Below are 22,171 nucleotides of genomic sequence, written 5' to 3'. Positions count from 1 at the left end.
GTCAGCTTTACACGGCCGCGCTGCAGTCGGACGGTGTTCATCTCACTTTTCACCCTGGAGCTTGGCTCGACGACGAGCAATGGCTGGACGATAGCCACATCACAAGAGATTACAATCTCCTGGAGCGCGAGTTGCAGGTAACCAATCCGGATCTGGCCGCTCGGACGCGCCTCGTGGATCCCCTCGTAGCCCAGCGTCTGCGGGACAACCCCCACGAGGAGACCCACTGGGAGGGGATCTTGCGCGGCCGCGGCCGGCGCGGCACGGATACAGCCGACTTCCTGTTCCTGCCACTGAACGATGCCGATGCTGTTGATCCTCGTCTCCGCGGCAACCATTGGTCGCTGCTGCTCTTTGATCGCACGGACCGAGACAAGCCGGTTGCCTATCACTACGACTCCTTGGGGGGATTCAACGACGGGATTGCAGCAGCGCTCGCAAAAAGGCTGGGCGCCACCGCGTTCAAAGGCTCCATCAACCGGCAGGATAACGGTTATGATTGCGGCGTCTGCGTGCTGGACGCGACGCGGGAACTGGTTGGACGATTGGCACAAGGACTGCCGCAGCCGCAGCACCTCAATAACCTCGTTGCCGATCGGCGGGCACTCCAGGACCGACTGCGACCACCCTGATCGGCTCGCCTGCGCCCAACCTGGATGATGCCCTGGCGCCGATGGAGAGTTGAATTGGGCAACTGCTGACCGATACCGAAACGGGGGGCTGAATGCCGACGCTGTCGAGGGCGCGATAAAGATACAGATACATCCAACGGCCGCGAACCTTGATATAGATCGGCTCTGTCGCAATTCCTGCATGTGGACGGGAAGAGCGTCGCCTGGGAGCATTGATCAGGCGGTGAGCATTTCGAATTGCTCGGCAATTGACGGACTCGGATTGTAGGCGAACCTCGCCTGTCGCTTTCGCATCATGTGGACCAGCTCGATGCCGGAGAGGGTGATCTGGGCATTCTCCATAGACTTGAAGCCGAGCATGGATCGAACGCGGCGCTTGATGCGCCGGTGATCCTGTTCGATCCGATTGTTGAGGTATTGGCTCTTGCGGATATGGATCGGTGGTTGGTGTGATCGCTCCCGCAGACGGCTTTCAGTATCGCAGGAAATGATTGCCTCACGATTGGTCTGACTGCCGTCGACGACGATGCGGTTCGGGCGTCCATAGTGGGCAAGCGCCTTGCGCAGGAAGCGTTTGGCCGCCGGAAGATCACGGTGTTCGCTGAAGAAGAATTCGACCGTGTCGCCGACGCTGTCGATGGCGCGGTAAAGGTACATCCAACGGCCGCGAACCTTGATATAGGTCTCGTCCATATGCCACTTGCCGGTGACGGTCCGCTTGCGTTTGTTGAAACGCTCCAGAAGCTGGGGCGAGAAGTGGACGACCCAACGATGCACGGTGGAGTGGTCGACGTTCAGGCCTCGCTCGGCCATCATCTCTTCCAGATCACGCAAGCTCAGATTGTAGGCCAGATACCACCGCACGCACTGAAGGATCACGGATCGATCGAAGTGCCTGCCTTTGAACATTGAGCGCTCCCCGAAAATCGAAGAGCTGTCATGCCCCAGTCAAGTTACCGAAAAGTTTGCGACACATCCCTTTTATGCACTGCAGGCGTGGACCCCGGGTGCGGCGTCCGGACTATCGGAGCATTTCGATTTCGAAGAGCCATTCGCGTCATCCCGATCACCGAGGCGAGCATTGCACGCGCTACGAGCGAGTTTGACCAGATCGTCTCGGAAATCGAGGGTCGGGTAATGGATGAGGCCGCGCAAGGCAGTATCCGCGCGGCGTGGCCGCCGACTTGCAGCGAACCGGAGACGTGCGTCGCCTGCGATTTCCGGTTCTTCTGCCCACGACCTGCTGCGGCACCCGACACGTTGGCTGCAGCGACATCCGCGGCCGATGATGACGATATTTGAGTGCTGGTTTGGAGCATTTCAAATCGGCACATCATAGGGGACTTGCTGCTTTACACCGGGTGGGGGTTGGTGATCTGTCTGTGAGTACGTCGCCCCGGAAATTGGCACGCCGCCCCCCCAGCCGACTATTGCGGTGTCCACTCTCGAGCTAAGCGTCGAGCCTCGGCAAGCTCCTCCGGCGTCATCTGGCTTGCGATCCGGTCGCGGGCCGTAATGGCGGAACCTGGATTCTTAGTTTTTCGCGCGGCTAAACTGAACCATTTGTGTGCTTGTATGTAATCCTGTGTAACTCCTTGGCCCTTGGCGTACATCACGCCGAGGGGGCCATAAGCACCGATGTTGCCATGGTCAGCGGCCTTGTGAAGCCAAATCGCAGCTTCGGCAAAGTCCTTCGTGACGCCTTTGCCTTCAACGTAAGAAATGCCGAGCATAAACTGGCCACTATCGTCACCTTGATCGGCGGCCTTACATACCAAATCGTCGCCTCGACCAAGTCTTTTTTGACGCCCAGGCCTTCAGAATACATAAGCCCAAGAAAGACCTGAGTGGCAGCGTCGCCCCGGTCTGCAAGTGGTCGCAACTCCCGCAAGGCAGTCTCGTAGTCGCCGCGCTTGGCGGCAGCAAATCCCGCATTCTTGTCAGCCCAAACCGGAGATGAAAGGATGCAAAGAATGGACAGCGCTAGTAAAGTCCGATTAACCATTTAATTCACTTAGAGTCCCGAATTCTGGGTCAAGTTGATCGGCAGTGGGCCAGTTTGCAATTTGCTGGGGTGCCGCCGGCATGACACGATCAAAACAAGAATTGTGCGATGCCGGCGGCCGACTCACCACGTTCAGGCGTTTTCCTTGATGTATGCCACGGCAATAGCGGTGTAGTCGCCGAATGTCATCTCGGCTCTTGCAAGTCCTTGTTGCCCTAAGATCGCGGGTAAGGCTTCTTGGAATAGGGCGAACTCGTCGGCGATCTTCATTCCGCCCGGTACAGTGGTCGACCTCGATTGAGTGCGCAACCAAGTTGCCACTTCACGCACTGCGCTCGAAACGTCGCCATTGTGCGAGTGAATATCTTGGCCGGCGAGGTCGGAAACAAACCGCTGAAATCGATATTGCTCACGATCAAGGATTAGGGTCTTTTTCTTTTTTTGATCGCCGTCGCCAAAGCGTCTGGCACCGAGGAAAAGGCCGAGTTCGAGCGGCATATTGAAACGAGGCAGAGGAGGATTGCCGCTGGTTTCAGTGCGCGAAATGTCATGGATGCCGTAGCGGCATTCCTCCACGATTTGCTGTATCTTCGAGAAGCGGTTCTCTCCCGCGTCGTCAGATTCGGTCGCGCACCGCGCACGGAATCCTGACCGGATCACAGTAAAAACTATCGCGTGGAATAGGGGTTCAAATTCGGCGTCGAAGGCACAGTTGATGAACACATTGCGCGGATGCGCAGTCATCAATGATTCTTACTGCTCGATAAGCGGCCGTCGCTCCCCTTCACTTCCTTAATCGTGCCGCGTATCTCACTTTGCGTGAAATGCGTCGGCTTGGTGGCAGGCTTCAGGATCACAACCCCGTCACTCGTCCGCCCAACCGAATTGGCGCCCTTCGTAGTGACAAATTGGCCTGATGACGCCGATCGCCGAGCGGTAGTTGCATGTTTCGCCATGGTCCAGATATGGCGCAAGCAACGCGCGGGCGCAAGGTCTCGCGGTAACGTCTGACCCAAGAAAGCCTGTTCCCGCTGCCAAGACGATGCGACTTGCAATAGCACGGTCGTGCCGGTCGCAAGCCGGCGTGCCAGACGATCGTTCCACGCGCACAAGGAGCTATCAGAGGATCCCCCACGCCCGGTAACGTCCCCTGCCCGTGATCTCGCGCAGGCCGAGTTCGGCCACGAGATTAAGCGCCCCACGCGTCGTCACCTTCAGGTCCTTTTCGATCATTGCGCTGGAGACGAGCGGCCGCGCAAGAACGAGGTCGACGAGTTGCGGCAGCTTCGAATTTCCACGCCGGCCGCGCAGGCGGCGCAACATTTGTTCCCGGGCGAGCATCAGCCGATCGTGTTCCTTCAGCCCGGCGCCGGCCGCTTCAGTGACGCCCTCCAGAAACCCGATCAGGCGCGCCGTCCTGTCGCGGGCGCGCCGCCTTTCGCGCGGAATGGCGCGCAGCCCGGTGTTGAGACAGACGAGGTGGGCGGCGCTCGTTTTTCGGGCCTGCCTGAGCATGGCGCCCACGAGCAGGTGTCCGAGCCAGGGCAGATGCTGCAGCGGTTCTTTTGTTTCCCACGCATCCCATAGCAGGGCAGCGCTCAGCACGGGCGGCTGGCCCGTGTTCCGGTTCAATACTGCCCGCCAGTCCGACAGCCGTTCCTCCTCGTCCCAGTCGGGATCGTAGAGCAGCGGATTTTTTTTCGGCCGTCGGGACCTGTTGCGGTCGCGACACCGGCGCAGCGGCGAGCCCGTCGAGCACATTCCGCGTGCGATCGAGCAACGCATCGATGGCGGCAAATTCGGCGCCGAAGCCATCGTTCAGATCGTCATTGGCCGACTCGTTCGCCTCTTCATCGCCGGCGCCCTCCCCTGTCGTCGCATGAATCTCCAGTGGCAGAGCGTCCGGGGTGCTACCGTCACGGCCGCGCAACTGTCTTAGGCCGTTCGGGCTCAGCGCCCAGTCCGGCCTGTTGGCAACAATCAGCCGCCGTGCCCGCAGCACTGCATGGGCACGGGTGAGCTCGTGGGTCGGCGTGCGGATGTCCATGTGGGTGTCGTGCAGGACCAGATCCTCGACATGGACAAGCTCGCCCTCGAGCCACAGCGCGGCGGCGGCATCGTAGAAATGCGTGCGCGCGACAAAACCCTCGCGCACCGGACTTCTGGCCAGCCAAAGAATCCTCTGCGGTGACGAGCGGTCCCGCGAGGTCCCACCACGGGATTGCATTGCTACGGTCAACGTCAAAAAGGGACATCGGGCGTCGTTCCGGCCTTCGCTCTGGCGCGCCAATTGAAACCGCAAGGCAAAAATCGCGCGCCCCGTCCCGGACCGCCTGCGGGGCTCGTTTGAGAGAAATGCGCGAAATTAGCCAGCAAGCACTGTCCTACACTACCGCTCGAGCGTGGCCGGAAGCGCCTAATTTCTTCCAACGCTCCTCAGCGCCACGTCGATGGCTCGTGTTTGCACGGGACGTAAGGCCGACCGCTGCTCGTGCCGCAGGTCAAAGGCCGGGTAGTTCACGGAACTGCCTTCGAGCATAACGGCTTGGCAAGCGCATGAAGGAGTTTCGATTTGGATTGTTTCAAGAGGGTCGAGCGGTTGATTGATGCCACCAGCGTGGAAGCGATCGATAGCGCGCGCGTTTTGCTGGACCAATTCAACGGCAAGTCAGAAACGATCTCCCAGGCGATTGACGACTTCCTGCTTGATTTCGTGACCTTGCTGTTTGTGGTAGAAGCCACCCGCGAGCAGTTCCACAATCCGGCGAGGCGGTTAGCGCGCATCAGATTGAGCAAGGTCAGGCTGTTACTCACCCGATGCCCTTGACCTAAAGCGACCACTCCGCCAGGCGTGCATTTGCAGCCGAGCGCACCAGGCGGTATTTTACGCACATGAAATCAATCGCGACCGCTAATTCTGCTGTTTGGTTCCCAGGGACGACGGCAAGCGCGGACAGCTTCCGTGCTGCTGTCCTGCAGCGGCAAATGTGCTGCATCCCCCATCCAAGGCGAGCTCGACGTTTGTTTCTTGCGTTGACCAAGGTCCCGCGAAAACACTCCCCTTCCCGCAGCAACTCATCACGTTCAACGGCCTCGCGGCAGGCCATCACGCCAGAAGAGAGCAACGGCATCGTTTTTCCCGCCCAGTCCTACGACCTCGTTTTCCAGCGCCTCGCGAATGTCGCCACCCGCCGTTTTTTCAGGTCCGTCTTCGCGCGCGAGCTGGGTCCGCGCCCACTTAGCTACGCTGCTCACGCCTCTGCCCTTCAGCACCGCCCGGTCTGACTGTCGAGGACATCGGTCCGCTGGAGCGACAACATTTCAATTCTGACCGTCGGTGCAGCGGCCTTCGAAGCGCATCCTGTACCCCTCCCCGGCAGCGCGCCTAATCGTCCTGTTCGGTCGCCCACAATGTCGGATGCGCAACATGGCAGAGCCCCATTTGTCAACAGCCTCCAATGGTTTTCTGATCTGGCACGGTGCATGCCCTGTCGCCCGCAAGACGTCGCGGACCAAGGAAAATCCCTCCAATGGCCACCTCCCCAAGAACACCGCCGCAGGTCTCCTGGGTCCATCCGAAGGTGAGACTCGAGTGAGCCCTGGGCCCATGATTCATCTGGCTCGGCGCTGCCCGCCGATCCTACCACGGGGAGGCGAAGACGCAGCGCGTTCATCAAAATGAGGAACAAATCACTTTTGCCTCGAACCCTTTGCCTTGCCACCCGACGGCGGCAAGATCGCGGATTTCCTGCTCGGCAATGGCATGGATCGACATGCACCGAAGCACCCGGCAAATCCGGACTTGCCCATTTCCTCGAGCGTCTGATCTTCAAAGCGACCACCAACCGCGCCGACAGCGAGTTCACCGAGCCGTCTAAGTGAGTGGCGGCTACAATAACGCCCTCACCGCCTATGGCTCGTTTTGGGCGAGATGATGGGCTTCGAGGCCGATCGCATGTTCAACCTCATCCTCAACGAGGATGATATCAAGACCGAGCGAAATGTGATCCTGGAGGAGCGCCGTTGGCGCAGAGAGACGAACCCGCAGGTCTGCTGAACGAGGAGGTCAACGCAACATTGCGGCCGAACCAGCCCTACTCGCATTCCGGTCAACGGCTGGATGCAGGAGATGGAGAAGCTGAACGGCACCGACGCATTCACGATCTACAATATTGCCGACCGAACGACCCGGTGGCCGGCACGTAGAACCAGGCGCTGGCCGCGAAGACCTCTGGCAGGGTTGTGCGCGGGCCGGACCTGCCCGCGCGCAACCGCCGGTCGAGCCCGGCTAGTAGAACCGCGACTCATCTTCTAGCGAATCCGGTATTCTCCCTTTCCAGTTGGCAACCGTGGTCTGCTAGCTGTCTGGCCGAGGTCCTATGAGGAGCTTGGACGTCCGGACTACACACCGAACCTGCTATATACGCCTGGCGTTGAGGAGGAAACCGATTGCCCCTGTGTCCGCCGATGATCCGTCACCTGAGATCCCCTGACCTGTTTGGACCCATCGATCGCCTGCCGGCACTTGGCACGCGGATTAGAGAGCGGACATTCGAGGTCCTCAACCCGTCGACCGGCGAAGTGCTGGCAGAACTACCTGACATGGGAGTCGAAGAGACATGCGCTGGAATCGAGAAGGCCTATGTCGCGCAGCCTGGATGGGCAGGGTTTACCGCACGTGAGCGCAGCGATGTTCTATGGCGATGGCATGAGTTGATCATCGACCACACCGACGATCTCGCTGCAATTCTCACCGCGGAGATGGGCAAGCCGCTTGCCGAGGCCAAATCGGAGATATCGCATGCTGCGGCGTATCTGCAATGGTACGCCGAGGAGGCAAATCGCGTCTATGGCGAGACGATCTCCGCACCATCGACGGACCGCCGAATGCTGGTGATCAAGCAGCCCATCGGGGTGGTCGGCACGATAACCCCATGGAATTTCCCTGCCTCGATGGTGGCGCGCAAAATCTCGCCAGCCTTGGCGGCGGGCTGCACGATTGTCCTCAAGCCCGCTGAACAGACGCCGCTCGTGGCTGGAGCAATGTTCGCCCTCGCCCATCAGGCAGGCTTCCCCGAAGGCGTCGTCAACCTGATCTATGCGTCCGAAGGTGACGCGGTCGGCCGCGAACTTTGCACAAATCCCAAGGTCCGCAAGATCAGCTTCACCGGGTCTACTGAGATCGGGCGCTTACTTATGCGCCAGTGCTCCGACCAGATCAAAAAAGTCAGCCTAGAGCTCGGCGGCAATCCTTCATCGTCTTCGATGATGCCGATATCGATGCCGCGGTTGACGGTGCGATCCAGGCGAAGTACCGCAATGCCGGCCAGACCTGCGTTTCAGCGAACCGCCTTTACGTCCAGTCGCGCGTTCACGACGAGTTCGTCGAGAAATTCGTGGAACGGGCTCGCCAACTTCAAGTTGGTGACGGTTTCGCTCCCGGAGTGGACATCGGACCTCTCATCGACAAGCAGGCTTTGGCCAAGATTGAATCCCATATTGCCGATGCCGTAGCTAAAGGCGGCGCAATTCGATGCGGGGGCAAACGCGTCGGCACGAATGGCACGTTTTTCCAACCAACGGTCCTGACCGGTGTCACCAGCGAGATGACCGCGGCGCAAGAAGAGACATTCGGGCCGCTCGCACCGATTATTCGCTTCAATGATGCGGATCAGGTCGTGCGTGATGCCAATGAAACGATCTACGGCCTCGCGGCGTATTTTTATGCCTCTAACCTGAAGCGTGTCTGGCGTGTCGCCGAGGCCTTGGAATATGGAATGGTCGGGGTAAATACCGGCCGGATGTCTTCGGAAGCGGCGCCGTTCGGTGGGATAAAACAGTCCGGCATCGGGCGGGAGGGATCCCGCCATGGCCTCGAGGACTACCTCGAAATGAAATACCTCTGCATGGGCGGCATCTGAAGCATCGGCTTGCAGGGTTCACAGACGGGTTACCAAGCGAGCGATCTCCAAATATGTGAATTGTAGAATCGCTCCTCGATTGGGAACTGAGGGGCGGTCCGCACCGCAAACACGCAATCCTGAGGAGCCCCCTAAAATAGCTGGATGTATCTCTCGAGGAGACAAGCGTCTGCATTTTCGGCGAAGACGGCGCGCATGCGACGGAGGATACGCTTGCGATTTGGCGGCCCTCGCCGACTACCCTCAGGCGACGGGCTGTCGTTGCGCGGTCTGGTTGGAAGCTTGTGCACCAAGCCATCGTCAACGCTGATTGAGCAATATCCGGCTTCAGGGGCAGAATTTGGACCTGCTACATTCCGATATCAGTAGCTCAGCTGTTCTTCGGCTGACTGCCGCGCCGGTACACGCTCGGACAGAATCGAAGGTACCATCACGCGGCATTCGCATCCACATTGGTGATCGGCGCACCGTCCAGGGCGCGCCAGGTTGACCGAGCGGGTCGAACCGAATGACAGCCTTGACCGGCTGGAGGACGGAAATCCCGATGCCGAAGAGGTTGGTCAGCCCAGTCGAGCCCACACGCATTTTCGGCACGAACAGCAAGGGCTGGGAAGCGATCGGCCGAGCGGTCCTTGAAGGGGCGGGCCAGGGTTGTTTGACGACGCGTTGGTTCAGGTCAGCTAATCTAGTCTCTGCCGTTCAGAGCGGCTTCCCTCGCCAGTGACAGCGAGTCAAGATATTTGGCATCGTCGGCTTTGATTGCCGGGCAGATCTGGTCGAGATGGGGACAGCTCACTGGTGCACCTTTGGGCTCATAGTGTTTCCTCGTCGTCGAGGTGAGGATTGCCGGATTTGGCGTAGAACACCAACACGGGTCCGAGATCAAAGCGCGTCCCGGGCGCAAGGCGCTGGACGGACCGGGGCCATGTTTCGGTTGAGGCGCCATCGATGCCTCGCGCCAGCGTTTTGGCGAAGCGGGGCATCAGCGGAGCGAGTGTCGGTGCCAGGGTCGCAGTGGCCGTCGTCTGAAGGGCTAGCGAAGTCCGATTGCGGGCAGGATAGAAACGTCGCGCCGCCGCAAAGTCTCGCGCGCCGCGGTAGATCACGCAATCGCGCACGAATTCGCAGACCTGAGTGGCCGCGCGCCGAACCGAGAAGCCTTCGTCCGAATAGGCGCGCTCCATCGCAGCGCGATAGATCTCTATGCGAGCAAAGAAGGCGCGGTCGACCGGGCTCCAGTCGCCTGCATCGGGTACACGGCCGGCAAAATCCTGCTTGATTTCCTGGTTCAACGCCTCAAGCCAGTTCAGCCAGATGCTTTGGAACACCTCGTTCTCGGTGCGGCGCAGCGCGTCCAGCGTGAAATCCGTCCGCTCACCTTCCGGGCGTGTCAGGCCCAAATGAAGGCGCACGACGTCGACTGTCTTTGGGCTCAGAACCTCCTTGCCCCAGACCGCATGGCGGCAGCTGGTTGAGAACTTCTTGCCGTCGAGCAGGTAGAACTCGTTGACGTGATAGCGAATGCGTGGCGTCCAGTGGGAGAAGACCTCGGCGTAAAGAGCGGGGTAGAGTAGCGCGTGGTAGAACGAATTGTCGAAGCCAAAGAAATGGACAATTTGCCAGTCGTTGCCGGGCATCTCCGCCTTCCAGTCGCGACCCATCGAGCGGCCGAGCGCCTGGATGTTGTACAGAAAACCGAATGCCATCTCCGGCCACACCCAGATCACTTGCCCCGGGAACCCCTCGGCCGGCAGGCCCCAGTCCGAGGGGTGGGTAATGGGCACTGAAAAGTCGCCGCGTTGGCGTAGGCGCGCGAAGAGATCCAAGATCCGTAGCGAGACGCCCGACGCCCTTAGATGCCGGTCGATATTGTCGTAGCATTGGTCCATGGCAAGTTCCGGACGGCGGAGGGAGCCGACCACCGGCGCCTCGGCAGACTGCCGTGACCGCGCTGCACCTAAGTCGTGGCAAAGGTTTGGGGCACCGCATTCCTCGCAGATGTTGCCAGCGGCGGAGCCGCCGCAATCGGGGCAGAGGCCGCCAACATCCGGCTCGTAAAGATAACGGCCTGTCACAGCATCAAAAAGCGCAGGGCTCTGGCGCAAATCTACCGCCGCGCTGCTCAGAAGACTCCGGAAACACGCGGTTTGGAACTCGCCGTAACCGTCATCGCCCATTGTGGCTTGGAAGCTGTGGACCTCACAATCGAGAAGTGCAAGCGTGGCGCGAATCTCGTCGGCGTAGTAGCGCGCCACGTTTGCAGGCCTCGATTGATCGGCATCGGCGCGTGTCGCGACGTAGCTCTGGTAATCGTCGCTTCCGGTCAGGTGATAGGCCTCGACTCCTTTCATGCGCAGGAAACGAGTATAGACGTCAGCGCCGAAATAGGGGCCAGAAAGATGCCCCAGATGCAGATCGCCATTTGGCGTTGGCGGCGTGGAGAAGACGAAGATTGGGCCGCGTGGAGCCGTGGTCTTTGCAGCGGCATCAAGGGCGGCCTCGCCGTCTCGCCAGTAGACAGCGACGAAATCTAGGTCTTTGTTTCCGTCATTGCGCAGCACATGCGCTTCAAAAGGGTGAAACAGAACGACATCGCCGGCCTCGACCGAGATTTCCCCCCGGTCGGTCCTGACATTGCCCGACCCTGACAGGAACACGAACGCCTCGATTTCGTCGTGCCGATGGGGCTCGGATGTGACGCCGGGTCCAACCTTTCCGAATGAAAACCCCGTGCGAGCGCTTCCCGTTCCAAGCGTGGCCATGTCGATACCGAACGCCCGCGACAGCTCCGTTCGAGAAAACTTGTATTTGCGCATGATAAGGAAACCTAGCTGTAACAGTGGGACCTTCGGCTGCCAACGCAACAGCCTCCCGTGCAATTCGTGGAGAGAAACGGCAGCCCGACCATTGGCGGCCCCGGCCAGGATAGTGCAGCTCTGGGCCGCAAGCGGGCGACCAAGGGGGGCACTAGTCGGGCTGTAGGCGCACAGAAGACCGCCTGCGACCACCTCCGCAATCCACGTGCCGAAGCGTCTTGACGGGCTGCGGTCGATGCTCCGCGCCCGCAAATCAGATCGCCATGCTCTCCCGCACCTTGGAGCGGTCGATCAGTTTCGTTTGCATGCCTCCGCACGGCCTTCGTGAGCTCAATCGCGATAGAAGATGCCATTTGGGGGCTTGAGATTGTCGAGATCGGCCACTTTGCCCTCGGGCGGGTTAAGGGCGCGCTTAAGCACGTTATATTCAGCGCGGGTCGGCCCGCCGGTTGAAGCACGCTGGAACACCAAGTAGAGTGTCCGCCGAGAACGATTGCTTTTGTTCGGTCGTGAGTAGTGCGGTGCGTAATCGTCGAAGATGAAGATGTCGCCAGCCTTCCATACTACGGGTTCCCAGGAGAACTTTTCGGCAACTTGAGGATAGATCACCCCACCGGCATCCATAGGAAACACCCCCTTTTCGTGGTTGGCGGGGCTGAAAAAAAGCCCGCCGTTTTCCTCGTCGGAGTCGTCGATGCCTATGGCAACCACAGCATGGACCATGCGGTCGGGGAGTTTGTGTGGAATGTGATAAATGTCCTGATGCGGGAGATAGCCGCCGCTGTCTGGATAGTGGAAAATCAGCAACTCCTTGAGCCTGCGCGAAGCTTCTCCAAGCAAATCCTCGACCGCTGACTTTATGCGCTGATCTTCTAAGAGCAAACGACGCAATGGATCATGGAAGTCGAGAAAATTCTCGATCTTGGAGGTGATCTTTCGATTGTCCGTCGTCTTCTCGAACCACATGAGCCATTTATCATCACTGACATTCCAGCGTGACATATCTTCGACAAAAGTAGAGATATTTTCCTGATCTGCTCGAGTGAAGAACCGTTCGAGCCTGACGTATCCGTCCTTCTGCCACTTTTCCCTTTGTGCATCAGTCAACATGCGAAAAGCCTCCTGTTGGAAACACTGGTTTGGTTGGACATGCCAATTAGGGCGGTCGGGCGCTGATCAAGTTGCGGGTCCACAGAGACGGACTCACGTGATGAGGGAGGCGATGCTAAGTGCGTTCCGCTCCGGCGGATATTGTCCGCAGAAGCTCGGCGCGAGACTGCCTATGTCAGGCTCAGCCGGGTCTAGGGGTTCCGCAAACTGGGCCGGATCAATCGCTTCACCCGGTTCAACCACGACACGCATCGCCAAAGGCCGGCACCATCCGCTACCTGCCGACCCAGCCATGGCCGCCAAGACCACGGCGGTCTTTCGAGTGAGCGACTTGGTACGGCCTTGGCAACCGTAGGAGAAATGCACGCCCCCAGAGTGATGCGATGCGCCGCTTGGTCCAAGGGCTTGGTCGGTCACGATGATATCGGAGAAGCCTCCGGGGTTCGCCGCAGCGCAGGCGGGCATCATTCCTAGGATGCCACCGCCGATGATCAAAAGCATACGAGTCATATTCCACTGCCCATTTCTTCGGCTGCGTGGTCGGGCCAGCTCTCGATCGACGTATGAGTGATGAAGCCAGGATGCTCGGGGTTCGCGCATGGCGCGCGCCCAAGTAGGCTATCGAGGATGCGACGCGCGCGCCAGGCCAGCAAGCTTAGGTTCGGATCGGCCAGGCCGCGCTGCCCGAGGCTCGCATTTTGTACGAAGATGCGTCTGTCACACGGTCCGTCCCAGCTCACCGAAAAATCCTCGCGAATAGCTAATTCATTGTCGATCTGCTCCAAGCGGCCCATGATCGGTTCCAACAAGCTTGGGACCGCGTTCTCGTAACCGGTGGCCAGGATGACGATGTCAGCCGTGACTTCTTCGACCTCGTCCATGCCATGCTGCAGGGTCAGCCTGTGACCCGGTCCGGCGTTGATGCAGTGCGAGACGGTGCAGCCCGGCCGCAGTGTGATGTCGCATCGGTTTGGCTCGAAAAATTCATGGCGGTATAGTGCCTGATAGATCGCGCGCAACGTGCTTTCCGAAATGCCGTCCGAGGCAAGCACGAAACGCCGCAGGAGCAGCTTACGCTGCGAGTCGCTCATCGCCGCGAAACGATCCGAAAAGCAGGGCATGAACAACTCGTTTGTGAACGGGCTGTTGTCCAGAGGCAGATAGTTTTCGCGCTGCGAGACCCAAGTGATCGAGGCAGGCCGCCGTTCGTTCGGCAGGCCGACAAGGTGCAACATCACCTCGGCTCCCGACTGGCCTCCGCCGACCACGCAGACATGCTTTCTCCGCACCTCAGGGTGGATGTGCAGTAAAACCGATGAGTGGAACAGGTTGCGTCCAATCCAGCCCTGAAATTGAGGCGGAATTTGCGCCTGCTTGCCAATGCCGACCACAACGTTTCTGGCGCCGAGAACCGCCTTATCCGTCCGCACCCGAAACTCGCCGTCAAAGCGGATTTCGCGGACTGTTTCGCCGCCACGCACTAGTGGGTTCCTGTGGAAGACCCAGTTCAGGTATTGTTCGAACTCCACTCTGAGCACGGCTTCGAACTGTGCGTTCAGGAAGTGATACAGACGCCCGTTCTCGTGCAGGAAGTTTACGAAAGTGTAGGCTGATCGCGGATTCACCAGAGTGACCAGGTCCTTGAAGTGACTAACCTGGAGCTCCGAGGAATCGAATGCGCTGCCTGGATGCCAGCGGAAGTCGACCTGCCGATCCAGGAACACTGCCCCTTTCCCAACTTGCTCGTGTATCTGACACGCAAGGCTCAAATTGGACGGGCCAGCACCGATCCCAACGCAAGATAACTCCACCTGCTTCCTCCTATAGCGCCTTCCCACTAGGCGGATTGTTCGCGGCGAATATCGGCCATAGCCATTAGCCTCCGCTCACGGACTTCGAGCCCCAGTCCCGACCGGGCTTGCGAGAATTTGTCCTGCGCGTTCGGGTCTTCGCATGTAGACCGCGCATTCCAGCGCGGTGACAATCGACGATGCCGGCGACGTGGGGCAACGACGTTTGTCCTTTCCGCCCGTCTGGATGCCCCCCCCTCGCCGTCACGCGAGGAGCTTTCCAGGCCCACTAAGGTGTTTGAAGCCGGCGCAATCGCCTGACTCGACCATTACGCGCCGGCGTTTCGGCGGCTTGATGGCAGGCGAGAGCGCGGTTTTCACTGCGGCGACGGCATTTTCGGTGCGCATGATCATGGACGACGTCTGGCTGATGCGTTCGCAGAGTCCCATGCATGGGCCGTGCCAGGAAGGAAATTTTATTAAACAATGGGTTGGCGGATTTACGATCCTGTCGGAAATCCGACATTGGGGGGGACGCCTCACTGCGGCGCCCGATTTGCACGTCGATGTCGCTTTTTCCGATAGCTAATCGGGCACCTTCTGCACCAGAATACTTCTCTTGTGGAGACCAGCACGAAGTCTTCATGAACGGACAGTGCAGAACCTTGCGTCTCTGCCGGACAGAGTACCCGCACGATCGGCATCTGTTCCCCGCCGACCAGCCGACCGCGTGGCAAAGATTGAGAGCGGCGAAGCTTGCGCTAACGGCCACATTTCTCCGGTATTTCAGCGATGCATTCCTCGAGACGCTTCAGGCGGCACTTCGCATTGCGAAGTTCATGTCCGGCTTCGAAACGCCGATGGCGCCCCTGAGGTGTAATCGCCACGAGATCGCGCTCCAGTTCGGCAATGCGCGCACGCAACCTGCCGAGCCTCTTCCTGACGCCAACGCATTTGTCCATCCACCGCCGGCAAATCGGTCTTCCTGGCAGCACCCTAAAAGCTATGCGGATTATGCCACCGAGACGTAATTTCCGGCAAGCCCACGCTCTAAACATCCGCTAATGCAATCTAGAGAAAGCGTTCTTCGGGAAGAAGGCTGACGCTGCTTTAGCGAAAGCACTAGGAACCCTCGGATCTGACGCATCGCGTCGGCCGATTGCGGCAGCTCCAAAGCGCAGGGACAGGCCGTCAAGCGCCGGGCAGCGTGCCCTTCATCGACATTGCGAAGACATCGAGCAGGATGGCCAGCCCGACGCCGCACGCGGTCAGGATAAGGCCGGCCATGAAGATGCGGTTGGCGCGTTCGTAGATGGGTCGGCGCAACGAACTCATGTCGAGTAGCAGGGACAGCGCCCGCAACTGCAACGTGATGCCGACCAGGATCGGCACAACGGCGAACAGGTCGTAGAGCCGCCATGGCATGGGGTTCGCAGCCCAATGGGTGACGAAGCCGAGCGAAAAGGCAAGCAGAATGCCGACGACGGTGATTGTGCCGTTGCGAAAAATCGTCTCGATCAGCTCTTCCTTCGGATCGTGTTCGTCCAAGCGTCCCTCCTCTCACTCAGCAGTTGCAGGCCTTTGCACGGTCGACGTAGGCTCTCGGGAAATCCCTGTACATCGCCGCCAACTAGTCAAGGGCCGAGGACCGAAGCCGCGAGGCAAACGTTTTTGGTTTGCGCTGGCCTCATCACTTCCTCAGGCGCCATCGGCCTTTGCCGCGAAGTGAACGATGGAAGCGCCGCCTGCAACGGGTGCTGCGCTCAGAGCGGCAGGGTCAAGAGCGTCATTTCAGCTGGAGTGTCTACAACGAAATAAAAAGCTGAATGGCACTCTAGGCGTCGCCAGGCGCGGCGGATGCGCGACCCGGCTCCTGTCCTCGAACTGCTCGCGTTGAACGCCGACAGGCGGTGCGCCGGGAGTACTCTACGGAGCAGATCCGGCAAATCGCGGCCCGCGTCTTCTATGCCGTGATTGAGGCGCCGCCTGAAACAGATCACCTCAGGCTTCTCTGACTGGGGTCGGTGAGGTCAAGCTTTTCCTGTCTTTTCCGGACGATGTCGCCCCGTGGGTCACTCGCTTCTCTTCGCGGTCGGCGCCGGGCCGCCGCATGATGGGGTCAGGAGGGCCAGGCGTCTCAATCTGTTGAGCGACGTTGGGAGAATCTATCCAGGATCTAGCCTGCCAACGAGATCGCCTTGCTGGCGACATTCATGCCCCATGCCCCTCGACCATTTCTTGCTGAGCACAAGCAGCGAATGCGCCGCCTCATAGAGGGCCATGCGGGCGAGTTCGTCGCCGCATCGGCTGACCTTGCCCTGAATGTCGGTTTCACCGGATTGATGACGTGCCGGGGTCAAGCCCAGATGCGCACCCTCCGGAAGCGATCCGGCTGATCGATCGTGGCACGGAAGGCGAGCGCGGTGATCGGCCCGACGCCGGGCGCGCTCATCAGCCGCCGACAGACTTGCTCTTGCCGGCGATGTCGAGAACCTGCTCTGTCAGTCGCCCGAACTCGCGCAACATCGTGGCTACGTTCGCCAGGAGCGGCTCGACCAGCGCCACGACGATATTGTCAGCACCAATGAGCTCGCGCACGCGATCGGCGAAGGCTGCACGGCTTGGCCTGCCAAGCTTGAGGCCGGCCTCCCGAAGAATCGACCTGACCACGTTCTCGATCGTCCGCATTTCGTTGAGGACCGTGCGTCGAGCGACGAGGAGGGGACGCCAGAGCCGACACTGCTGGCGTGACGCCGATGGCTTCGGAGACCCGGGCGCCGGTCCGTGCCAAGAAGAGCAGAAAGGCTCGGTCGCGCCGACCACGGGGCGTCTTTGGATCGGGCACCGCGATGAGGGTGTCCACTTCGACCTTGGTGAGGTGGTACGTCACCTCAATGTGCGTCCGTTTAATGGGAATCGTCAGCACGCGTTGGGCGACGCCGAAGGACGCCGGGTCGGCGGCAGCGACGTGGTGGAAGAAAGATCGGATCGCGGCCAAGCGGGTGTTGCGCGTGGTGACGGAATTGTTCCGCTTCTCCTCGAGTTCGTCGAGAAAAGCGAGAACGAGGTCTCGATCAAGCTCTTCGAGTGCCAACGCCGCCGGCTTCTTCCGCAATCGGGCGGCGGCAAAGAGGATCAGCATGCGCAAAGCGTCCCGATAGCTGGCCACGGTCGCGGGAGTCGCGTTCCGCTGCTTGGTCAGGCGCCCGCGGAAATAGGACTCCAGGAGCGGCCCCAGGAGCAGGTGTTCGCTCATGCTGGGCTCCGCGCTTACACTAGATCGATCAGGCGCCTACGGTTGCAGTCATTGTCGGATATACGACGATGTCGGAGATAAGACACAGCGCTATCAAGTGATCGTATTGTTCTGAAAGATTTTCCTGGTTGGCACGACACATGCAAGTCCTATGCGCAAACGCACTGCCGCGCCGCACCAACTGAGAAGACCTCATCCCATGATCACGCTCGCCGAGCATGCGGTCGCCGCCGCAAACACTGAGCTTTCCCGAGCGGAAGGAAGCCTTTGCGCTTTCATTCTTCAGGTTGTACGGACATGACCGCGTTCGATTTTCGCCCAACTCTGAATGCTCCCGACGATGATCCCTATCTTTGGCTTGAAGATATAGAAGGCGAACGGGCACTTGACTGGACCGCCAGCCAGTCGGCCAGGACACTGGGGCACTTCGGTGGAACGCAGTTCGATCACGACCGTGAGGCCCTGACAGCGATCTTCGACCGTCCTGACAAGATTCCCTTGATCACCCGCCGCGGCCCGTACCTCTACAATTTCTGGCAAGATGCCGGAAATCCGCGCGGACTGTGGCGTCGGAGCACCCTTGCCGCCTACATGAAAGTTGAGCCCCAGTGGGAGCTACTGCTTGATCTGGACGCCCTCACGGCTAGCGACGGAGAGGACTGGATCTGGGGCGGCGCGTCCCTTGAGCCGGAGAGACGGGAAAGAGCCGTTCTGCGCCTGTCGCGCGGCGGCAGCGAGGCGGTCGTGCATCGCGAATTCGATCTTGAGTCTCTTAGCTTTGTCGCCGACGGTTTCAACCTCGCGGAGGCCAAGGGCGGTATTGAATGGCTCGACCCTGACACGCTTCTGCTTTCCAGTGCGCTTGGTGATGGCATGGCCACCCGTTGCGGCTACGCGCGCACCGTTCGGTTGTGGAAGCGTGGCGCGGATCCGCTCACCGCGCCGGTAATCTTCGAGACCGGTTCCGAATCCTTCGGGGTGTCCGGCCATCTGGACCGCACCGCCGAGAGCGAGCGCCTCTGGTTCATCGAGCAGTCGACCTTCTTTGAGAAGATCGGCCGAATCGGTGACAGGAGCGGGCCGAAGACGCGGATCGACCTTCCTCGAGACGCCTCGTGGAGCGGCTTCGGCGACTGTCTGGCGGTAAAGCTGCGCAAGCCATGGACAGTGGGAGGGATGACCCATCCCGGGGACGCGCTGATCGGCATCTCGCTTTCCTCCTTCATCGCCGGCGAACGCAGTTTTGCCATCCTCTTTGAAACAGGCGACAGGCGCTCCCTGCAGTCATTCTTCTGGAATAACGGGAAGCTCATTATCTTCTACCTCGTCAACCTCGATCCGCGTTTGGAGATGTTCACTCCCGACCGGCAGGAATGGACGCGCCGAGCGCTGGACACCCTGCCCGGCGAAGGGACTGTTCACCTTCGCTCGCTCGATGCGGAACTTCACGAGACCACTGGAGAGGTCCTCATTTCGGCTCAGGACCCGATCACGCCGCGGAAGCTTCTCCTACTAGACCTCAATGCCGCGCCGCCTCTTGGCGCTCCAGTAATCCTGAAGCGCAACTCGGAGAATTTCGACGCATCCGGGCTGGTGGTCACGCGCCACGAGGCAGTCTCGACCGATGGTGAGATGATCTCCTATACGCAGGTCGGTCCGGCGAACGGGAACGGGGATGCCCCGGTTCACCTCACCGCCTACGGCGGGTACGGCAAATCGGTCCTGCCCCACTACAACTCCTCGCTCGGCAAGCTGTGGCTCGAACGCGGCGGCACGTGCGTGGTGGCGAACATCCGGGGCGGCGGCGAGTTCGGCACCCGTTGGCACGAGGCCGGGCGCAGGGCGGGCAAGCGTCTCGCCCATGACGATTTCGCCGGCGTTGCCGCCGACCTCGTGCGAAGGGGCATTACGCTGCCGAGGCGGATTGCCGCCGAGGGCGGCTCAAATGGCGGCCTCCTGATGGCAAATATGCTAACCCGCTATCCTGAAAATTTCGGCGCGCTTTTCTGCAAAATGCCGCTTGTCGACATGCGCCGCTACACCAAGCTGTTGGCGGGCGCGAGCTGGATTGACGAATATGGCGATCCCGACAAGCCGGAGGAATGGATCTTCCTAAAGGAAATCTCGGCCTATCACGCCGCAACGCCGGGACAACCCTATCCGCCGATCCTGCTCGCCACCACGAAGCGGGACGACCGCGTCCACCCGGGCCACGCGCGTAAGATGGCGGCAAAGCTGCAGGCTCTTGGCTATCCCGCTTACTTCTACGAGCCCGGCGAGGGCGGCCACAGCTACGGCAAGGACAATCGGGAGCGGGCCGGACTCATTGCCCTGGGCACCAATTTCCTTCGCAGTGCGATCGGCTGGCAAGCCGATGGCGTTCGATAGGTGAGCGGGACCCAGACAAAGAGCAACGTTTCAATCAGGGGGTACAGGTCGATGATTGCGAGACCGGCTCGAATAATGTGTGCGCGTTCCCACGCAAATTGGGCATGAGCGCTCCGCCAATCCCAAAATATTCGAGCAAGATTTTTCGTAGTTCAGTCCACATTTTCTGAAGAGCAAGGAGAGAATATCATGGCGAGAAACCAAATGCGCGCGGCGCGGGGAGTAACAGCGGCCGTTGTCCTCATCGTGATGGGACAGCAGGCCGTCGCGGCGGACCTTGCGCAAGCCGCGAGCGTCCCGCGGGCGGGAACCTCGGTCACGCAAGAGCCGAGTCCTTGGCAACTCCGCCTGCGTGGGTTGGGGGTCATCACCGAGGATTCGGGCTACGTCAATGCAGTGTCAGGCTCCGGTCTTTCCTACTCGGACACCGTGATCCCGGAACTCGATATCTCCTATTTCTTCACGGACAACATCGCCGCCGAGCTCATACTCGGCACCACCTATGCCAACATCGAGGGCCAAGGAGCGATCGGCGCGCTGGGCAATATCGGCAAGGTTTGGCTGCTGCCGCCCACGCTCACATTGCAGTATCATTTTACCGATTTCGGCGCGTTCAAGCCCTATGTAGGCGCCGGCGTGAACTACACGATCTTCTATAACCAGGGTGCCGGCAGCGCCGATGCTCTCAAGGTTAAGAACACGTTCGGCACCGCGCTGCAGGTCGGGTTCGACTACATGGTGGATCAGCACTGGGGCGTCAACTTCGACGTGAAGAAGCTTTTCCTCAAGCCAGACTTCGACGTCACGGTCGACGGCGCGAAGCTGACGGGGAAGGCTGCGCTCGATCCCTGGTTGATAGGCGCAGGTGTCACCTACCGCTTCTAACAACGAAAGGTGAAGGCAGTTGCTGATAGCCGATCTGAAAAGAAGGGCGCCTCGTGCGCCCTTTTTTTTGGGGCGTCCCTGCGCGAGCGACACGTGAAGAAGCCGTTGTCGAGGGGGGGGGCTGCCCTCCTTCAGCGGACCAACAAGGGTACCCCTGGTCAATGCGGCCTCGACTAACCCCTGAAATGGACGTGCTTAGATGCGCTTCTGATCAGGATGGCTTTTAGGTATTGTTGATGGATGCTAAATTCAGGGTCTGGCATCAGTCTCCCGGACGTCAGGTAGTGTGCTGAGAGTTCTGCAAATTCGCTGAGAGAAGGCGGTCATGGCAGGCTGGTGATGTTCAACGTCACCTGATTCCCGCGAAGGAACGCCACCATGACCAAGACTGAAAGTAAGACCGCCAGCGCTGCCGTCAAAGACATTCTGCTTTCGAACCCGGATGGATTGCACGAAGTGATCCGTGCGGTGATGCAGGAGGTGCTCGAGGCCGAGATGGACGAGGCGCTGGGTGCTTCGAAGAGCGAACGCACACCGGAGCGGCTCGGCTATCGCTCGGGTTATTATGGCCGCACCCTTGTCACCCGTGTCGGCAAGCTCGAGCTGCGGATACCGCAGGACCGGGCCGGCCGCTTCTCCACCGAGCTGTTCGAGCGCTACCAGCGTTCCGAGCGGGCCTTGGTGGCGACGCTGGCGGAGATGTATGTGCAGGGCGTGCCGACCCGGAAGGTCAAGGCGATCACCGAAGAGCTGTGCGGTCATGCCTTCTCGGCCTCGTCGATCTCGGCCATCAACAAACGGCTGGACGAGAGCCTGAAGGCGTTTGCCGAGCGTCCGCTTCAGGAGCCCTTTGCCTACCTCATCCTCGACGCCCGCTACGAGAAGGTGCGCGAAGCCGGCATCGTCATGAGCCAGGCGGTGCTGATCGCGGTCGGCATCGACTGGGACGGAAGGCGCCAGATCCTGGCCGTCGAGATGGCTAATCGCGAGAGCCGCTCGGCTTGGAGGGACTTCCTCGTCGCCCTGAAGGGGCGTGGCCTCAAAGGCGTCGAACTGGTCGTGTCCGACGACCATGCCGGCCTGGTGGCGGCGATCGGCGAGGTGATCCCGGAAGCCGCATGGCAGCGATGCTACGTGCACTTCCTCAGGAATGCGCTCGATCATCTGCCGCGAAAGCATGGCGACGACTGCCTGCAGGAACTGCGCTGGCTCTACGACCGGCGCGATCTCGCGAAGCCAAGGCCGATCTGGCTGCATGGCTTGCCAAATGGTCGGGCCGCTACCCACGACTGACGACGTGGGTGGAGGAGACCATCGAATACACGCTGACCTTCTTTCGCCTGCCGCGTCAGCACCACAAGCACCTGA

Annotated in this window: 18 protein-coding genes and 5 pseudogenes; 11 read left to right on the top strand and 12 right to left on the bottom strand. The window is 60.1% G+C overall.

Going from position 1 to position 22,171, the window contains the following annotated elements; all coding sequences use genetic code 11:
• A partial coding sequence (locus NKH03_RS30555; protein WP_352606660.1) for a Ulp1 family isopeptidase occupies positions 1–632 on the top strand: 632 nt, incomplete at its 5' end.
• A gap of 216 nt (positions 633–848) precedes the next feature.
• Here NKH03_RS30555 and NKH03_RS30550 read toward each other — a convergent pair.
• The 4 genes from NKH03_RS30550 to NKH03_RS30535 form a co-directional block, all read right to left on the bottom strand.
• Positions 849–1,541, bottom strand: a complete 693-nt coding sequence (locus NKH03_RS30550; RefSeq protein ID WP_352606662.1) for an IS6 family transposase — start codon at positions 1,539–1,541, stop codon at positions 849–851.
• A gap of 518 nt (positions 1,542–2,059) precedes the next feature.
• Positions 2,060–2,410: a tetratricopeptide repeat protein gene (locus NKH03_RS30545; protein WP_352972622.1), complete on the bottom strand. Its 351-nt coding sequence runs from the start codon at positions 2,408–2,410 to the stop codon at positions 2,060–2,062.
• A gap of 359 nt (positions 2,411–2,769) precedes the next feature.
• Positions 2,770–3,381: a hypothetical protein gene (locus NKH03_RS30540; RefSeq protein WP_352606666.1), complete on the bottom strand. Its 612-nt coding sequence runs from the start codon at positions 3,379–3,381 to the stop codon at positions 2,770–2,772.
• A 375-nt stretch (positions 3,382–3,756) separates the two neighbouring features.
• A complete protein-coding gene (locus NKH03_RS30535; protein ID WP_352606668.1) occupies positions 3,757–4,452 on the bottom strand; it encodes an RHE_PE00001 family protein in 696 nt (231 codons plus the stop codon).
• Positions 4,453–4,642: 190 nt separating this feature from the next.
• Here NKH03_RS30535 and NKH03_RS30530 point away from each other — a divergent pair, with 190 nt between their 5' ends.
• Both NKH03_RS30530 and NKH03_RS30525 read left to right on the top strand, forming a co-directional pair.
• The gene (locus NKH03_RS30530) at positions 4,643–4,828 is read left to right on the top strand and encodes a hypothetical protein (RefSeq protein WP_352606670.1); all 186 of its coding nucleotides are present in this window, start codon (positions 4,643–4,645) and stop codon (positions 4,826–4,828) included.
• A gap of 381 nt (positions 4,829–5,209) precedes the next feature.
• A complete protein-coding gene (locus tag NKH03_RS30525) occupies positions 5,210–5,464 on the top strand; it encodes a hypothetical protein (RefSeq protein WP_352972621.1) in 255 nt (84 codons plus the stop codon).
• A gap of 257 nt (positions 5,465–5,721) precedes the next feature.
• Here NKH03_RS30525 and NKH03_RS30520 read toward each other — a convergent pair whose 3' ends face one another.
• Entirely contained in the window at positions 5,722–5,892 is a 171-nt protein-coding gene (locus NKH03_RS30520) for a hypothetical protein (protein ID WP_352972620.1), read from the bottom strand.
• Positions 5,893–6,426: 534 nt separating this feature from the next.
• Here NKH03_RS30520 and NKH03_RS30515 point away from each other — a divergent pair.
• The 3 genes and pseudogenes from NKH03_RS30515 to NKH03_RS30505 form a co-directional block, all read left to right on the top strand.
• Positions 6,427–6,519 (top strand): annotated as a pseudogene (locus NKH03_RS30515) (insulinase family protein); the annotation flags it as partial.
• Between the two features lie 49 nt (positions 6,520–6,568).
• The gene (locus NKH03_RS30510; protein ID WP_352972619.1) at positions 6,569–6,694 is read left to right on the top strand and encodes a hypothetical protein; all 126 of its coding nucleotides are present in this window, start codon (positions 6,569–6,571) and stop codon (positions 6,692–6,694) included.
• A 410-nt stretch (positions 6,695–7,104) separates the two neighbouring features.
• Positions 7,105–8,558, top strand: a pseudogene (locus NKH03_RS30505) (NAD-dependent succinate-semialdehyde dehydrogenase).
• A gap of 812 nt (positions 8,559–9,370) precedes the next feature.
• Here the strand turns inward: NKH03_RS30505 and NKH03_RS30500 are convergent.
• The 4 genes from NKH03_RS30500 to NKH03_RS30485 form a co-directional block, all read right to left on the bottom strand.
• The gene (locus tag NKH03_RS30500) at positions 9,371–11,374 is read right to left on the bottom strand and encodes a class I tRNA ligase family protein (RefSeq protein WP_352972618.1); all 2,004 of its coding nucleotides are present in this window, start codon (positions 11,372–11,374) and stop codon (positions 9,371–9,373) included.
• Positions 11,375–11,704: 330 nt separating this feature from the next.
• Positions 11,705–12,484: a phytanoyl-CoA dioxygenase family protein gene (locus NKH03_RS30495; RefSeq protein ID WP_352972616.1), complete on the bottom strand. Its 780-nt coding sequence runs from the start codon at positions 12,482–12,484 to the stop codon at positions 11,705–11,707.
• A 93-nt stretch (positions 12,485–12,577) separates the two neighbouring features.
• Positions 12,578–12,985: a hypothetical protein gene (locus tag NKH03_RS30490; protein ID WP_352972615.1), complete on the bottom strand. Its 408-nt coding sequence runs from the start codon at positions 12,983–12,985 to the stop codon at positions 12,578–12,580.
• 5 nt (positions 12,986–12,990) lie between these two features.
• The gene (locus tag NKH03_RS30485; RefSeq protein ID WP_352972613.1) at positions 12,991–14,295 is read right to left on the bottom strand and encodes a lysine N(6)-hydroxylase/L-ornithine N(5)-oxygenase family protein; all 1,305 of its coding nucleotides are present in this window, start codon (positions 14,293–14,295) and stop codon (positions 12,991–12,993) included.
• 334 nt (positions 14,296–14,629) lie between these two features.
• Between NKH03_RS30485 and NKH03_RS30480 the strand changes: the two genes are divergently transcribed.
• Positions 14,630–14,863: a hypothetical protein gene (locus tag NKH03_RS30480; protein WP_352606682.1), complete on the top strand. Its 234-nt coding sequence runs from the start codon at positions 14,630–14,632 to the stop codon at positions 14,861–14,863.
• Positions 14,864–14,918: 55 nt separating this feature from the next.
• Entirely contained in the window at positions 14,919–15,305 is a 387-nt protein-coding gene (locus NKH03_RS30475) for a hypothetical protein (RefSeq protein WP_352972612.1), read from the top strand.
• A gap of 160 nt (positions 15,306–15,465) precedes the next feature.
• Here NKH03_RS30475 and NKH03_RS30470 read toward each other — a convergent pair whose 3' ends face one another.
• The 3 genes and pseudogenes from NKH03_RS30470 to NKH03_RS30460 form a co-directional block, all read right to left on the bottom strand.
• Entirely contained in the window at positions 15,466–15,822 is a 357-nt protein-coding gene (locus NKH03_RS30470) for a hypothetical protein (protein WP_023736366.1), read from the bottom strand.
• Between the two features lie 649 nt (positions 15,823–16,471).
• Positions 16,472–17,019 (bottom strand): annotated as a pseudogene (locus NKH03_RS30465) (transposase); the annotation flags it as partial.
• Positions 17,020–17,248: 229 nt separating this feature from the next.
• Positions 17,249–17,530, bottom strand: a pseudogene (locus tag NKH03_RS30460) (site-specific integrase); the annotation flags it as partial.
• A gap of 297 nt (positions 17,531–17,827) precedes the next feature.
• On the opposite strand from NKH03_RS30460, the gene NKH03_RS30455 reads away from it, so the two are divergent.
• From NKH03_RS30455 to NKH03_RS30445, 3 genes and pseudogenes are all read left to right on the top strand, one after another.
• On the top strand, positions 17,828–19,918 hold the full coding sequence (locus NKH03_RS30455; RefSeq protein ID WP_352972611.1) for a prolyl oligopeptidase family serine peptidase: 2,091 nt from the start codon (positions 17,828–17,830) through the stop codon (positions 19,916–19,918).
• 189 nt (positions 19,919–20,107) lie between these two features.
• Complete coding sequence (locus tag NKH03_RS30450; protein ID WP_352972610.1) at positions 20,108–20,803, top strand: OmpW/AlkL family protein; 696 nt, start codon at positions 20,108–20,110, stop codon at positions 20,801–20,803.
• A gap of 378 nt (positions 20,804–21,181) precedes the next feature.
• Positions 21,182–22,171: pseudogene (locus tag NKH03_RS30445) on the top strand (IS256 family transposase); the annotation flags it as partial.

The organism is Mesorhizobium sp. M1406 (assembly GCF_040317555.1).
Taxonomy (GTDB): Bacteria; Pseudomonadota; Alphaproteobacteria; order Rhizobiales; family Rhizobiaceae; genus Mesorhizobium.
Note: the sequence above shows the minus strand (reverse complement) of the source record. Positions and strands in the feature narration are given on the sequence as shown.